General features: G+C 69.9%; 12 protein-coding genes and 1 tRNA gene. 7 read left to right on the top strand and 6 right to left on the bottom strand.

Annotated features, from left to right (window positions below):
- The first annotated feature begins 5 nt into the window (after positions 1-5).
- The 5 genes from BMG523DRAFT_RS02885 to BMG523DRAFT_RS02865 all read left to right on the top strand — a co-directional run bounded on the left by BMG523DRAFT_RS02885 (position 6) and on the right by BMG523DRAFT_RS02865 (position 5,084).
- Positions 6-1,052: a Ppx/GppA phosphatase family protein gene (locus BMG523DRAFT_RS02885; RefSeq protein ID WP_043590286.1), complete on the top strand. Its 1,047-nt coding sequence runs from the start codon at positions 6-8 to the stop codon at positions 1,050-1,052.
- Between the two features lie 91 nt (positions 1,053-1,143).
- Positions 1,144-1,941, top strand: a complete 798-nt coding sequence (locus BMG523DRAFT_RS02880) for a uracil-DNA glycosylase (protein ID WP_023840076.1) — start codon at positions 1,144-1,146, stop codon at positions 1,939-1,941.
- 168 nt (positions 1,942-2,109) lie between these two features.
- The gene (locus BMG523DRAFT_RS02875) at positions 2,110-3,657 is read left to right on the top strand and encodes an NAD(P)/FAD-dependent oxidoreductase (RefSeq protein WP_035940980.1); all 1,548 of its coding nucleotides are present in this window, start codon (positions 2,110-2,112) and stop codon (positions 3,655-3,657) included.
- Between the two features lie 351 nt (positions 3,658-4,008).
- A tRNA-Leu gene (locus BMG523DRAFT_RS02870) sits at positions 4,009-4,083 on the top strand.
- Between the two features lie 242 nt (positions 4,084-4,325).
- The gene (locus BMG523DRAFT_RS02865) at positions 4,326-5,084 is read left to right on the top strand and encodes a Bax inhibitor-1/YccA family protein (RefSeq protein WP_023840078.1); all 759 of its coding nucleotides are present in this window, start codon (positions 4,326-4,328) and stop codon (positions 5,082-5,084) included.
- A 111-nt stretch (positions 5,085-5,195) separates the two neighbouring features.
- Here the strand turns inward: BMG523DRAFT_RS02865 and BMG523DRAFT_RS02860 are convergent, their stop codons facing one another.
- Together BMG523DRAFT_RS02860 and BMG523DRAFT_RS02855 are read right to left on the bottom strand one after the other, a co-directional pair.
- The gene (locus tag BMG523DRAFT_RS02860) at positions 5,196-5,606 is read right to left on the bottom strand and encodes a PPOX class F420-dependent oxidoreductase (protein ID WP_023840079.1); all 411 of its coding nucleotides are present in this window, start codon (positions 5,604-5,606) and stop codon (positions 5,196-5,198) included.
- Between the two features lie 173 nt (positions 5,607-5,779).
- Positions 5,780-6,007, bottom strand: coding sequence for a DUF4287 domain-containing protein (locus BMG523DRAFT_RS02855; RefSeq protein ID WP_011438288.1), 228 nt, complete (start codon positions 6,005-6,007; stop codon positions 5,780-5,782).
- A gap of 199 nt (positions 6,008-6,206) precedes the next feature.
- Between BMG523DRAFT_RS02855 and BMG523DRAFT_RS02850 the strand changes: the two genes are divergently transcribed.
- Positions 6,207-6,497: a hypothetical protein gene (locus tag BMG523DRAFT_RS02850; protein WP_235462825.1), complete on the top strand. Its 291-nt coding sequence runs from the start codon at positions 6,207-6,209 to the stop codon at positions 6,495-6,497.
- A gap of 50 nt (positions 6,498-6,547) precedes the next feature.
- Here BMG523DRAFT_RS02850 and BMG523DRAFT_RS02845 read toward each other — a convergent pair whose 3' ends face one another.
- Both BMG523DRAFT_RS02845 and BMG523DRAFT_RS02840 read right to left on the bottom strand, forming a co-directional pair.
- Positions 6,548-7,597 carry a DUF459 domain-containing protein gene (locus BMG523DRAFT_RS02845; RefSeq protein WP_011438286.1) on the bottom strand — a complete coding sequence of 350 codons (1,050 nt, stop codon included), beginning with the start codon at positions 7,595-7,597 and terminating at the stop codon, positions 6,548-6,550.
- A 187-nt stretch (positions 7,598-7,784) separates the two neighbouring features.
- Positions 7,785-9,479 carry an MBOAT family protein gene (locus tag BMG523DRAFT_RS02840; RefSeq protein WP_011438285.1) on the bottom strand — a complete coding sequence of 565 codons (1,695 nt, stop codon included), beginning with the start codon at positions 9,477-9,479 and terminating at the stop codon, positions 7,785-7,787.
- Between the two features lie 196 nt (positions 9,480-9,675).
- Between BMG523DRAFT_RS02840 and BMG523DRAFT_RS02835 the strand changes: the two genes are divergently transcribed.
- Positions 9,676-10,578: an alpha/beta fold hydrolase gene (locus tag BMG523DRAFT_RS02835; protein WP_011438284.1), complete on the top strand. Its 903-nt coding sequence runs from the start codon at positions 9,676-9,678 to the stop codon at positions 10,576-10,578.
- 43 nt (positions 10,579-10,621) lie between these two features.
- Here BMG523DRAFT_RS02835 and BMG523DRAFT_RS02830 read toward each other — a convergent pair whose 3' ends face one another.
- Both BMG523DRAFT_RS02830 and BMG523DRAFT_RS02825 read right to left on the bottom strand, forming a co-directional pair.
- Positions 10,622-11,083 (bottom strand): membrane protein, encoded by a 462-nt coding sequence (locus BMG523DRAFT_RS02830; RefSeq protein ID WP_011438283.1) that lies wholly within the window; start codon positions 11,081-11,083, stop codon positions 10,622-10,624.
- 55 nt (positions 11,084-11,138) lie between these two features.
- Entirely contained in the window at positions 11,139-12,290 is a 1,152-nt protein-coding gene (locus BMG523DRAFT_RS02825) for a serine protease (RefSeq protein ID WP_011438282.1), read from the bottom strand.
- Positions 12,291-12,348: the final 58 nt, after the last annotated feature.

The following is a 12,348-nucleotide window of genomic DNA, read 5'->3' as shown; positions in this document are numbered from 1 at the left end:
AGACCGTGAGTCGGGTCGCCGCGATCGACTGTGGAACCAACTCGATCCGTCTGCTGGTGGCGGACGTCGAGGGATCGACCCTGCACGAGCTGACCCGCCAGATGGAGATCGTCCGGCTGGGGGCCGGGGTCGACCGGACCGGTGAGCTCGCGCCGGAGGCGCTCGCCCGCACCTTCACCGCGCTGCGGGACTATGCCGAGCAGATCGAGCGGCTGGGAGCCTCACGGGTGCGGATGGTCGCCACGAGCGCGACCCGCGACGCGCGCAACCGCCATGAGCTCGTCGCCGGGGTCCGCGCGATCCTCGGTGTGGACCCCGAGGTGATCAGCGGGAACGAGGAGGCGGCCCTGTCCTTCGGCGGCGCCATCGGTGACCTCGTCGGCCGAGCCGGTTCGTTTGACGCCGGTTCGTCTGCCGGTTCGGTCGAGGGCGCGCCGACGGGGCCGGTCGCCACGCCGATCCTGCTCGCCGACATCGGCGGCGGCTCGACCGAACTCGTCCTCGGGGACGTGAGCGGGGTGCGGGCCGCCCGTTCGGTGAACGTCGGATGCGTGCGGCTGGCGGAGCGGCACCTGCACGATGATCCGCCGACCGGCGCGCAGGCCGCGGCGATCGTCGCCGACGTGCACGCGGCACTCGACCTCGCCGCCCGTACCGTGCCCCTGACCGAGGCGGCGACGCTGGTCGGCGTCGCGGGGACCGTCACCACGGTCGCCGCCCTCGCGGCTGATCTCCCCGAGTACGACCCGACCCGCATCCACCTGTCCGTGACGACGGCGGAGCAGGTCGCGCAGGTCACGGACCGGCTGCTGAGGATGACGCACGACCAGCGCGCGGCCCTGCCGGTGATGCACCCGGGTCGGGTGGACGTCATCGCCGCCGGCGCGCTCGTGCTGCGCACCCTGGTCGAGCGAACGGGCGCCGCGGCGGTGGTGGCAAGCGAACGCGACATCCTCGATGGGATAGCGCTGGCCCTGGCCGCCGCGCCGGGCGCCCCGGCCACCGGGCCCGGGCGGGCGGCGCCGCCCGTCACCGCCGGCCCGTCGGTATGAGGACCAGCTGTAGGAGGACCGGTGGGGCGGGGTGACGGACGGGACGGGTGACCCGGTGCGGTCAGGGGGCCCGGTGCGGTCAGGGGGTCCGGTGCGACCGGGAAGCGGTTGGCCGGGGGACCTCGCCGCCGCCGACACACCGGTCGCAGCCACGCCGGGCGAGGTCCGCGCGTTGGCCGCCGACGCGACGGGCACCCGGGAGCTCGATGCCCGGATGTCCGTCTGCCGGGCCTGCCCGCGCCTGGTCACCTGGCGGGAAGAAGTCGCGGCGGTGCGGCGGGCGGCCTTCGCCGAGCAGGCCTACTGGGGGCGTCCGGTGCCCTCGTTCGGCCCGGGCGACGCCCGGATCCTCGTCATCGGTCTGGCGCCCGCGGCCCACGGAGGGAACCGCACCGGACGCATCTTCACCGGGGACCGCAGCGGCGACTGGCTGTTTGCCTCGTTGCACCGCGTCGGGCTGGCGGCGCTGCCGACCTCGGTGTCCGCCGGGGACGGTCAGCGTCTGACGGCCACGCGCATCGTCGCCGTCGTCCGTTGCGCTCCGCCCGCGAACAAGCCGACCACTACGGAGCGTGACACCTGTCGGCCCTGGTTGGTGCGTGACCTGGAGCTTGTCCGGTCCACCCTGCGGGTCATCGTCGTCCTCGGTGGATTCGCCTGGTCCGCCCTGTGGCCCGCCCTGGTCCAGGCCGGATTCCCGGTTCCTCCGCGCCGGGTGTCGTTCGGGCACGGCGTGCGGGTCGAACTTCCCGTATCCGGGGTGTCGGTCGTTGGTTGCTATCACCCAAGCCAGCAGAACACCTTCACCGGTCGGGTCACCGAAGTGATGCTTGACACGATTTTTGGCACGGCGGCGGAGCTCGCGGAAGTGGTTGAGCGGGCCGGGTAAGTCTTTGTCCTTGTGGCCGTCGACACAGAAGGTGAGCCGGAACACGGTCCCCACGCATCGGCACCACGGGCCGAAGACCGCCGGTATTCGTGTCCTGCGTCACGAAAAAAGCTGGGCGGCCAGCCCGGGACCAGGGTGTAACACGGCCCTCGTGGGTACGTTTTTGCCATGGGCTACGGGCAACCACCGCACATCCTCATCGTCGGCGGAGGATACGTCGGCATGTACACGGCCCTGCGGCTGCGGCGGAAGCTGCGCCAGGACGAGGCATTGGTCACAGTCGTCGAGCCCAACTCGTACATGACCTATCAGCCTTTCCTCCCGGAAGCGGCGGCCGGCAACCTTGAGCCACGGCACGTGGTGGTGCCGCTACGTAAGGTGCTGAAGGGCTGTCGGGTTGTCAGCGGAAGCGCGCTTCAGGTGTCGCATGGGACACGGACCGCCGTGATCAAACCATCCCTTGGCGAGAAATTTGATCTTAAGTACGACATCTTGGTGATGTGTCCGGGATCGGTGGCGCGAACCCTGCCAATCCCAGGGCTCGCGGAGCAGGGCATCGGCTTCAAGAGCGCGGCCGAGGCCATTTATCTCCGTAATCAGGTCATCAGCCGGTTGGACGCGGCCGCCTCGGTGACCGATCCCGCGGTCCGGCGCCGGGCGCTGACCTTTCTCTTCATCGGCGGAGGGTATGCCGGAATAGAGGCTCTTGCCGAGTTGGAGGACATGGCCCGCGATGCGTGTTCTTTCTATCCTGATCTGGAACCGACGGATATGCGTTGGGTCCTCGTTGAAGCCGCCGGCCGTATTCTTCCCGAGGTTTCACCCGGAATGGGGCTTTATACCCTCCGGCAGCTCGAGCACCGGGGCATCGACGTCAGGTTGAACACGCGGGTGGAGAGCCTGGTCGGTGGGCGGGTTGTGCTGAATAACGGTGAGGAGTTCGACGCGGGCACCATCGTGTGGACGGCCGGGGTGCGGGCGAACCCGATGCTGGCCGACACGGATCTGCCCTTGGACGATCAAGGCCGGGTGCGCGCGACCGTCTTCCTGCAGATCGACGGGGTGGGTGACGCGTGGGCCGCGGGTGACTGCGCGGCCGTGCCCGACCTGACCAGGGGCGAGGATGTCACGACCGGTCCCTCGGCCCAGCACGCCGTCCGCCAGGCTCGCCGGCTGGCCCTCAACATCCTCGCCGAGCTGCGCGGCGAGCCCCTCGAACCATACGAGCACAGCTATGCCGGCAGCGTGGCGTCCCTGGGCCTGCACAAGGGTGTCGCCGAGGTCTACGGGGTCAAGCTGCGCGGCTGGCCCGCCTGGTTCATGCACCGGACGTACCACCTGAGCAGGGTTCCCACCCTCAACCGCAAGACCAGGGTGGTCGCGGACTGGTCGTTGGCACTGTTCTTCCGCCGCGAGATCGTCTCGCTCGGATCCTTCGCCGATCCCCGGGCCGAGTTCCGCCGGGCGGCGATGCCGTCCGCGTTCGCCGCGGCCATCTCCCCAGGCACGCCCGGCACTCCGGTCACGACGACCGGGCGGAACGGGACCACTCGCGCCCCCGCGTCCGCCGTCGCAGCCGACTCGCCCGGCGATGCCGAGGGCGGTGAGGCCGAGGGTGGTGAGGCCGCGTCCCCGGGTGAGGATGTCGTCCGGGCCGCACCGACCGGCAGGATCTCCCGCGGCCGGAGCCGGACGCCCGGTCCGCGCGGCACGTGAACTGAGCGCCCGGCGGCACCATGGCCGGCGTGTGACGGTAGGGACGCCGGGAGCCTGCGGGCCGGTGAATCGTCGCCCGGTTGCGATGGTTCACCGGCCCTCGTGGCTTCACGGCACTTAGGTGGGGGTGTTTTCCCGCGTCTCCGCTCTGGCCGTCAGGACCAAACCCGACGGTGGACCCGCCTTTTAGCGATCTGAGCTGTCCACCGATCGAAGGGGATGGCGAACAGTTGGCATCCTCGTCACGATGAGTCACGCTTTCGGTCGTGCCGCCATCTCCGGACCACTTTTTCCGCATGTGTTATTCCCAGACCCTACGTAGCGTGGTAGAAACATCAGCGATGTAGACGAGCCGGTGTATCCCAACTGGTAGAGGAGGCTGTCCTAAAAACAGCTCGAGTGTCGGTTCGACTCCGACCACCGGCACAATCCTTTCTCGGTCATCCGGGCATCTGACCGATGAACCGCGGCCGAGGAGGGGAAGGCTTCGTCGCTGTGGGATGCTGTGAGGATGCGCGCGTGGACGTGCGCCGCGATGCCTTGTCGCCATCCACCGTGTCCCGGTGCGCCGGGAACTCCCGTATCCCAAGGAACGTTCCAGACGGTGACGTAGGCTGTAGTCACCGAGGGTGATGCCTCCCCGGAGGCGACCGAGAGGAGCCGGCTCCATGGCCGACCTTCGTTCCTCGAACCCCGCGTTCCGTCGCGGTGGGTTCGCGTCTCCTCCCACGCCGACCCCCGAGGAGCTGGCGAGCCACTACCGCCAGCCCACCACCCTCACGATCGACGACGTCGTCGTGCACACGCTGGGGCTGTTCGCGCTGCTGGCGGTCGGTGGCGCGGTCGGCTGGGCCCTCGCGCCGGACTCGCCCGGCATCGCGCTGGGGGCCGGCCTCGTCGCCCTGGCGATCAGCCTGTTCGTCTCGTTTCGCAACCTGATCAGTCCGCCGCTCATCATCGCCTTCGCCCTGATCGAAGGGGTGGCGGTCGGGGCGGTCTCGCGCTACTACGAGAACGCCTTCAACGGCATCATCCCGCAGGCCCTGCTCGGGACCGGTCTGATCTTCGTCGCGATGCTGGTCGCCTACCGTAGTGGTCGGCTACGGGCCACCCCCCGGATGGCCCGTATCGTGTTCGGCGTGCTCCTCGGGGTCGTGCTCCTCGGCCTGACCGACCTCGTGATCAGGGCCACCAGCGGAAGCCACCTGCCGGTGATCAACGATGCGACGCCGCTCGGCATCCTGTTCAGCCTGCTTGTGCTCGGCGTCGCGAGCCTGCAGTTCATCCTCGACTTCGACTACATCGAGCGGGCGATCGCGTCCCATGCGCCGCGTTCCGAGGCGTGGCGGGCGGGATTCGGCCTGCTGATCGGCTTCGTCTGGGTCTACCTGGAGACGCTGCGCCTGCTCTCCAAGCTGCGGCAGTAGCGCGCGGGTCCGTCGTGGGGCCGGGTCCTGCCGATGATCATGTCAGGGCGGGCAGGGTCAGGGCGCGCGTGGTCAGGGCGCGCGCATAGCGGGTGTCCTCAAGCCTGGTCCTCAGCCCGAGACGTCCGGCCCCGCCGACCGCGCAGTGATCTGGATGATGCATCGCTGATCGCGGATCATCGCCGCCCGGTAGTCGTCCCAGTCGGGATGCTCACCCGCGATGTCTCGGTAATAGGAGATCAGGAGGTCCATCGCCGCCGGTAGCCGGACGATCTCGGCGGTTCCGTTGATCTGCACCCAGGGCCCGAAGAACTCATCGGGGAACACACAGATCCGTACGGTCGGATCCCGCTCGATGTGGCGGACCTTGTAGGCGGTGAGCCGGCTGCTGATCTGCAGACGGCCGTCGGTGTCCACCCCGACGGTGACCGGTGACATCTGGGGCGTGCCATCCCGGCGGGTGGTGCTGAGCACCGCCCGGTGGTGATCGCGTACGAACTCAGTGGCTGCGTCGAGGTTCATGCAGTCATTGTGATGTGTCCGGTGGCCGACCGGGCGCGTCAACGATGCGGACCATGTCCGCCCCATGGCGCCGGGTACCCGGCGCCATGGGGCGGGGGACAGCTGCGGGAAGCCGGGCCGTACCTCGACGCCCCACCGAGCGGCCGGGCCTGCGCGGCCGGGCCGCCGAGTGTCTACGCGCGGATCGCCCGCCGCCGCAGATCGGCCTCATGGACCAGGGCCGCCGCATAGCAGTGCGGCAGGTCGTGCTCGGCCCGCAGCCAGTTGACGCGCTCTGCGAAGCGGAGCAGGCCGGGTCCGTCGTCGAGCCGATCGAGCCAGTGGTTCACGTCGTGGCCGGTTGCCTTCGGTATCCGCTCGATGAGGATCTGGTGGGTCTGGGCGGAGCGGTTCAGCGACATGCGCGCCTCCTGAGGTGAAACCCGACGTCAACGGACCATGTCTGGAGGGTGCCCTATACCACAGTAGAGAGCAAGACCCGTTCCCGTCATCGTCAGGTAACCTGCTCGGATGTCCGACGAGGTCCGTGATCTCACCCGTGAGGTCGGCCTGCTGATTCACCGCCTTCAGTGTTGGTCCGGGTCATCATGGGATGTTCCGGTGGAATCCGGTGGTACCAGGGCGGAGCGGGCCGTTCGGCTGCTCGACGAACTGGCGTCGCTCGGCGAGCGGGCCGGCACGGGAGCGCCGGCCGGCGCTCGTCCGCCGCGGCTGGCGCCGCATGCCCTGACCGACCAGCTCGCGGTCCTCGCCGACGAGCTCGTCGCCGCGATCTCGGTGTCCGGTGCGGCGGCGCCGTCCGGTCGCGACGTCCTGGCCGCCGCCCGGGCCGCCGTCCTGGAGGCCCGCCGGGATCTGGACGGCGCGGGCTTCGGGTTCCGCCCCCGTTGAGCGTTCGGTCGGTCTGATCGTCCAGTTCGGTCGGTCGGTCCGATCGTCGTTCACCGCAGGTTCCACGTGCTGCGCACGGTTTCCAGAACGTGTCCCGCGGCGATCCGCGCGCCGTCGAGACTCAGGTGCACGCCGTCACGGGCTCGGGCCAGGACGGTGTTACCGTCCGTGCCGGTGAGGTAGTCGCTGTATGCGCCGTTCTTCGACAACCACGGGGTGAGATCGAGATATCGGGCTCCGACCACCCTGGTCGTGGCGTCGAGGGTCGCCTCGTTCAGCCGGCGGAAGTAGCCGTTAAGCTGGTCCGACCGGGCCGGCGGGAGGCTGAGCCACAGCACTCGGCGGGCTCCGTCGCCGCTCCAGATCCGCATCACGACGATGGCACGCCGTTGGTACTCGGCGGTCCACGCGTCCGATCCGGCCGGCAGGACGGTTCCGTCCGCAAGCGTGATGCCCTGGCCGTCGTTCCCGCCCATTGCGACGATCACCAGCTCTGGGTTGCGCTGCGTGATCTGCGCCCGGGCATGGGTGGCCCAGTCGAAGAAGTCGGGCCGCACCAGGCCCGTGCCGAACCGCGTCTCGGTCTGTGCCCGGATCGTGGCGGGCGCACTGTTCATGATGCTCGGACCGAGTGATTCCGTCAGCGAGTCCCCGGTGACCAGGACGCGCAGCGGATCGGCCGCGGTCGGGTGGCGCGGTGGCAGCGGGGAGCGGTGGGAACCGGCGGCGCCCGGCCCGAGGGCGCCGGGGCGATCGGGCTCGGCTTCAGCTCGGCTGGCCGCCGATGCCAGCTCGGAGAAGGTGCCGCCGGACTTGGCGTCGTGACCAAACGCGCGCGACAACCACCGGTCCGGTTCGTCGAGATGGACGGTCCGGGTGATCCGTTCGGTCGGCCGGGCCACGCCCAGCACGAGCGTGCGGGTGAGTCCTGGGCGCATGCCCTCGCCCGCGTGCACCATCGCCGAGGCGCGGAGCACCGCCAGCAGACCCAGGGTGACGGCTACCAGCAGGAAGGCCTGCCGAACCCGGACGACGCCGGTGGTCGCCGCGGGTGCGGTCGCCGGGGGTCCCGGTGGCGCCGAATCTTCACGCTCAGTCATCGCCCCTCGGCTTCGTTGACGCAGGTCACAGATGTCCCGGAATGTGATCGGGCGTTGCTATTAGATTACTCTAAGTTAAAGTCCCTCTCGCCGTTGCTCGTATCGTCCGGCCTGAGTGTTACCCCGGCCGGGGTAACACTCAGGCTCCGGGACCGGGGTTGGGCTGGGGAGAGCAGGCGAGCGTGACTCAGAAGCGGAAGTAGATGAACGGCGCGACGTCCTGTGGGCCGACGATCGCATAAATGATCATGATGCTCGGGGTGAGCAGCGCGATCTGGGCGCCAAGGCGCAGTCGGGTGAAGGCGGCCTGCGCGTGGATCCACCAGACGCGCGGGACGGCTGCGGTGGCCAGTCCCACCCCGATGGCGGCGAGGACCGTCGGAGTGACCAGCGGCGCCGGTCCGCTCGCGGTGAACAGCCGGACGACGAGCTCGCGTGCCGTTGCCAGGTCGGGCGCTCGGAACAGGACCCAGGTGGCACACACGAAGTGGAAGACGGCCAGCCGGCCGGCCCAGGCGCGGACCGGGTTGGGGACCGCTTCGGGAAGCGCGGCCTGTGCGGCGATGATCGTCCGGCGGCTCGCCGTGGTTGGCGTCCCCGCGGAACTGCCGGCGATGCCGAAGCCGGCAGCGGGACCGGGACCAATAACGGCGCCGGATCCGCCAGCGGAAAGGAGCGGTGCGGGGCTCTCCGATCCCGGCCGGGGTAGCGGCATCGCGGAGAGCCCCGCCGATTCGGCCTGTCCCGGGATCTGTTCCTGTCCCGTGGCTCGGGCCCGTCCCGGGATCTGCTCCTGTCCCGTGGCTCGGGCCCGTTCCGTCGCCCGGATCCGGTCCGCCCGTCGGGCCCGGATCCGGCGTTCGGTCACCAGCCCACCGCCGTGCAGCGCTCCCCACAGGACGAACGTCCAGGCGGCGCCGTGCCAGAGACCACCCAGAGTCATGGTGATCATGATGTTGAGGTAGGTGCGCCGCTGCCCCTTCCGGTTCCCTCCGAGCGGTAGGTAGACGTAGTCCCGTAGCCATCGGGACAGGGTCATGTGCCAGCGGCGCCAGAAGTCCTGCAGGGTGACGGCCGCGTAGGGACGGTCGAAGTTGTCCGGGAAGCGGAAGCCGAGCAGGAGGGCGATCCCGATCGCGATGTCGGAGTACGCCGAGAAGTCACAGTAGATCTGCACGGCGTAGCCGTAGCCGGCCGTGGCGATCTCCAGCGACGAGTGCTGGCCGGGTGCGTCGAAGACGGGGTCGACGAGGCGTGAGGCGATCAGATCGGCGAGCACCACCTTCTTGACCAGGCCGCCCACGATCAGGAACACGGCCCGGGTGGCCTGGACCTGGTTCGGGTCCCGTGGCGTGGCGAGCTGGGGGATGAACTCGCGCGCACGCACGATGGGACCGGCGACCAGATGCGGGAAGAACGCCTCGTACACGGCGAAGTCCAGCAGCGACGCGGGTGTGCTGGTGCCGCGATGGACGTCGATGACGTAGGACAGCGCCTGGAAGGTGAAGAACGAGATCCCGATCGGCAGCGCCACCTGGAGCAGGGGCAGCGCCGTGGGGAGACCGATCTCGGCCAGCGCGCGGTCCACCGACAGGGCGAAGAAGCTGTAGTACTTGAACCAGCCGAGCAGGCCGAGGTCGCAGACGATCGCGGCGATGAGGACGCGGCGGTCGCGCCAGCGGTGGATCGCGACGGCGGCACCCTGGTTGATCAAGGTGGAGGCCACGATCAGCAGCACGAAGCGTGCGTCCGCGAAGCCGTAGAAGAAATACGACGCCCCGAGGATGAACGGCTTCCACAGCCTCGGCCGGGGCATCAGCAGCCAGGAGATCGCCAGCACCACGACAAGGAACGCCGCAAACTCGATCGTCGGAAAGATCATGTGTGCCCGTCCGGTGGGGTCGCCCAGCAGGATAATCGCTTTAGGAAGTCGAGCGACTACCTAAAGTAGTTGATGGGTGGGGTGTTCGCCGCTCGACGGCCGCGCTGCCGGCATCCGCCTGGCCCTTTCGGGTAGCCTCCGGCCGATTGCCGGTGGAACTCGTGCGCCGGCGCCATGGGATGGCTACCTTCCGACCATGGGCATCGTCTCAGTCAACGGCATCGACCTCGCCTACGAGATCCACGGCGACGAGGACGGGTTGCCGCTGCTCCTGATCGGCGGCCTCGGGCAGCAGCTCGTCGGCTGGCACCCGGACCTGCTGGCCGCGCTCGGTCGTCGCGGTTATCGAACGATCATCTTCGACAACCGGGACGTGGGACTGTCCACTCATCTCGACCAGCTCGGTCGGCCCGACCTGGCGGCGATCCTGAGCGGTCGCTTCGACCTCGCTCCCTACCGGCTCGAGGACCTGGCCGCGGACGCGGTCGGCCTGCTGACCGCCCTCGGGATCGAGTCGGCGCACCTGATGGGCAGCTCGATGGGTGGCATGATCGCCCAGATCGTGGCCCTCGGGAACCCCGAGCGGGTGCGCAGCCTCACCTCGATGATGTCCCATCCGGGTGACCACCGGGTGCAGCCGACCGCCGAGGCGATCGCGCTGTTCCTGCGGCCGGCGCCGGCCGACCTGGAGGAGTTCGTCCTCGCCGGGCACGAGGCGCAGGAGGTCCTGGGCTCGCCGTTGTTCGCGCCGGACGTGGCGTGGCTGCGGCGGCGGGCCGAGATCCAATGGGGCCGTCGCCCGAACCCGGTCGGGGTCATGCGCCAGATCGCCGCCGTGCTCGCGGCGCCCGACCGCACCCCCGGGCTCGCGCGGCTCCCGGTCCCCACCCTCGTCGTCCACGGTGACGCGGACCCGCTCGTCCCGGTCCTCGGTGGTCGGTTGACGGCCGCGGCGATCCCGCTCGCGGAGCTGCTGGAGATCGACGGGATGGGGCATGAGCTCCCCCGCCAGGTCTGGGGTCGCATCCTGGACAAGCTTGACGATGTCGTGCATCGCGGGGAAGTCGATCGTCGCGGGACGCTCGCGCAGGCGAGCTGAGCGACGACCCGCCTGCCCGGATCGTCGCGGTGGCCCGGCCGCGTCAGGTCCCGGGCTTGATGACCATGAAAGCGATGATCAGTATCCAGCAGGCGGTGCTCACGGCGACACCCCCCATGATTGGAAGGGTACGCCGACGCGTGTCACCGCCCGCGTCGATCTCCTTGACGGCGTGGGCGAGCCCGGGCGCGATCATGCCCAGCGAGATCCCGGTGGCCACCACCCACAGCACGAGGGCACCCGACAGCCAGGGGTCGCCCAGCGACCGCACGCTGCCGAATGATCCCTGATGCACCAGCCCGAGGCCCGTCACGACGATGAGCAGTGAGGCGAGCGCGAGAGCCCGGATCATCCGCACGCACAGGCGCAGGATCGGCAGGGCACCGGCCCCCAACCGCAGCAGGCGCGGGGTGACCACGGTGATCAGCGTCAGCGGACCGATGACGAAGACCCCGAGAACGACGTGCACGGTCAGGAGGAGCCCGAAGCTGCCCGAATGCGGCATGCGCAGAAGGTATCGATCGTCGTCCGTCGGCCGTATCCCGGGGGACGGCGATCCGCTAGAGCCGGTAGGACTGGTAGTAGAGCGACTTCACCACGTCGCCGAAGTGAGTTCCGTACAGCTTGTCGTTGACTCCGGCATAGGCGTAGCTGACCACCCCGTCGACCCAGCCGTGCCCGGAACCGAGCCGGCCGAGGCCGGTGAGTAGTGGCCCGCCGCTGGCGCCGGCCGTCATGCGGCAGGCGACGCCGATCGACGGGCTGCCGTAGGGGTCGCCGAAGCCGGGGCCGGCGCAGTAGACGAGTTGGCTGCCGTCGTAGGGGGGCAGCCGCGGGTAGCCGAAGGTGTACTGCGGATACGTCCCCGGAAGATCGAAGGCTATGCCCTGGGATCCGACCGTGTCCTCGAGATGACGGCCGCGGGACGGGGACGGGTTGAACAGGGCGAAGCCGGTGTCGACGTCGAAGTCGTCCTGGCGGGCCCACCCGGACGTCACGGTAAGCCGGCGGGCGGTCCAGATGCCGTAGGGCATCGCGCCGTTGTCGAACCCGGGGATGAAGATGACGTTCCGCGCGAACTGTTCCCCGCTACCGCCGTGCACGCAGTGCCCCGCGGTGACCACGAGGTCACGGCTGGGGCTGGACACGACGCTCGCGGAGCAGGCGTAGTCACTGCCGCCGATGGTGGCGAACAACCGGCCGGTGGTCGTGGTCACCAGCCCGCCCCGGGTGTAGGGCGTTCCGGCGCTCGGGGGCGGGGGAGCGTCGCTCGCGGCCGTTTCGGAGTCGCCGGCGGCAGGCGGGGCCGGCCCGGGACTGAGGGGGGCGGCATCGGCATGGTCGTTCGTGCGGGCCCCGAAGGCTCGGGCCCGCCGCTGCGCGCTCCAGTACCGTTCGACCTCGCGCTGCTCGGCGAGGGTCACCGCCCCCGGCGCCGAGAGGAGCTGTCCCGCGGTGGATCCCGGGTACGTGGCGGCGATCGGCGCGCCCCCTCGCCCGGTGTCCGACGCCGCCTGGGCGGGGCTGGCCGGAAGGGCCGCGGGTGCCAGCGCGACGCCCGCCGTCAGCAGGATCGCGACGGTGAGCCTCGATCGCGCCGGCGGGCGTGGGCGGGCCCGGGTGGCGCCGGGTACATCCGCCGGCGGGAGTGGGCGGAGGCGTGCCGCGTCCGCCCGTCGCTCGGACTCCTGGTCTGCACTCCGTGACGTCACGACAGCGCAGAGTAGCAGTACTGTCGCCTTCTGTGGCGGCTCGCGGGCGTTGTGGGAC

This window comes from Frankia sp. BMG5.23, assembly GCF_000685765.2.
Classification (GTDB): Bacteria; Actinomycetota; Actinomycetes; order Frankiales; family Frankiaceae; genus Frankia; species Frankia casuarinae.
This window is presented reverse-complemented; position numbering and strand designations above follow the sequence as displayed.

What these genes read in the sequence shown, in the direction of transcription:
- BMG523DRAFT_RS02860 (WP_023840079.1), bottom strand. Translation starts at nt 5,606, where the DNA reads ATGAACCTCGACGCAGCCACTGAGTTCGTACGCGATCACCACCGGGCG.
- BMG523DRAFT_RS02845 (WP_011438286.1), bottom strand. Translation starts at nt 7,597, where the DNA reads ATGACTGAGCGTGAAGATTCGGCGCCACCGGGACCCCCGGCGACCGCA.
- BMG523DRAFT_RS02865 (WP_023840078.1), top strand. Translation starts at nt 4,326, where the DNA reads ATGGCCGACCTTCGTTCCTCGAACCCCGCGTTCCGTCGCGGTGGGTTC.
- BMG523DRAFT_RS02875 (WP_035940980.1), top strand. Translation starts at nt 2,110, where the DNA reads ATGGGCTACGGGCAACCACCGCACATCCTCATCGTCGGCGGAGGATAC.
- BMG523DRAFT_RS02840 (WP_011438285.1), bottom strand. Translation starts at nt 9,479, where the DNA reads ATGATCTTTCCGACGATCGAGTTTGCGGCGTTCCTTGTCGTGGTGCTG.
- BMG523DRAFT_RS02835 (WP_011438284.1), top strand. Translation starts at nt 9,676, where the DNA reads ATGGGCATCGTCTCAGTCAACGGCATCGACCTCGCCTACGAGATCCAC.
- BMG523DRAFT_RS02855 (WP_011438288.1), bottom strand. Translation starts at nt 6,007, where the DNA reads ATGTCGCTGAACCGCTCCGCCCAGACCCACCAGATCCTCATCGAGCGG.
- BMG523DRAFT_RS02830 (WP_011438283.1), bottom strand. Translation starts at nt 11,083, where the DNA reads ATGCCGCATTCGGGCAGCTTCGGGCTCCTCCTGACCGTGCACGTCGTT.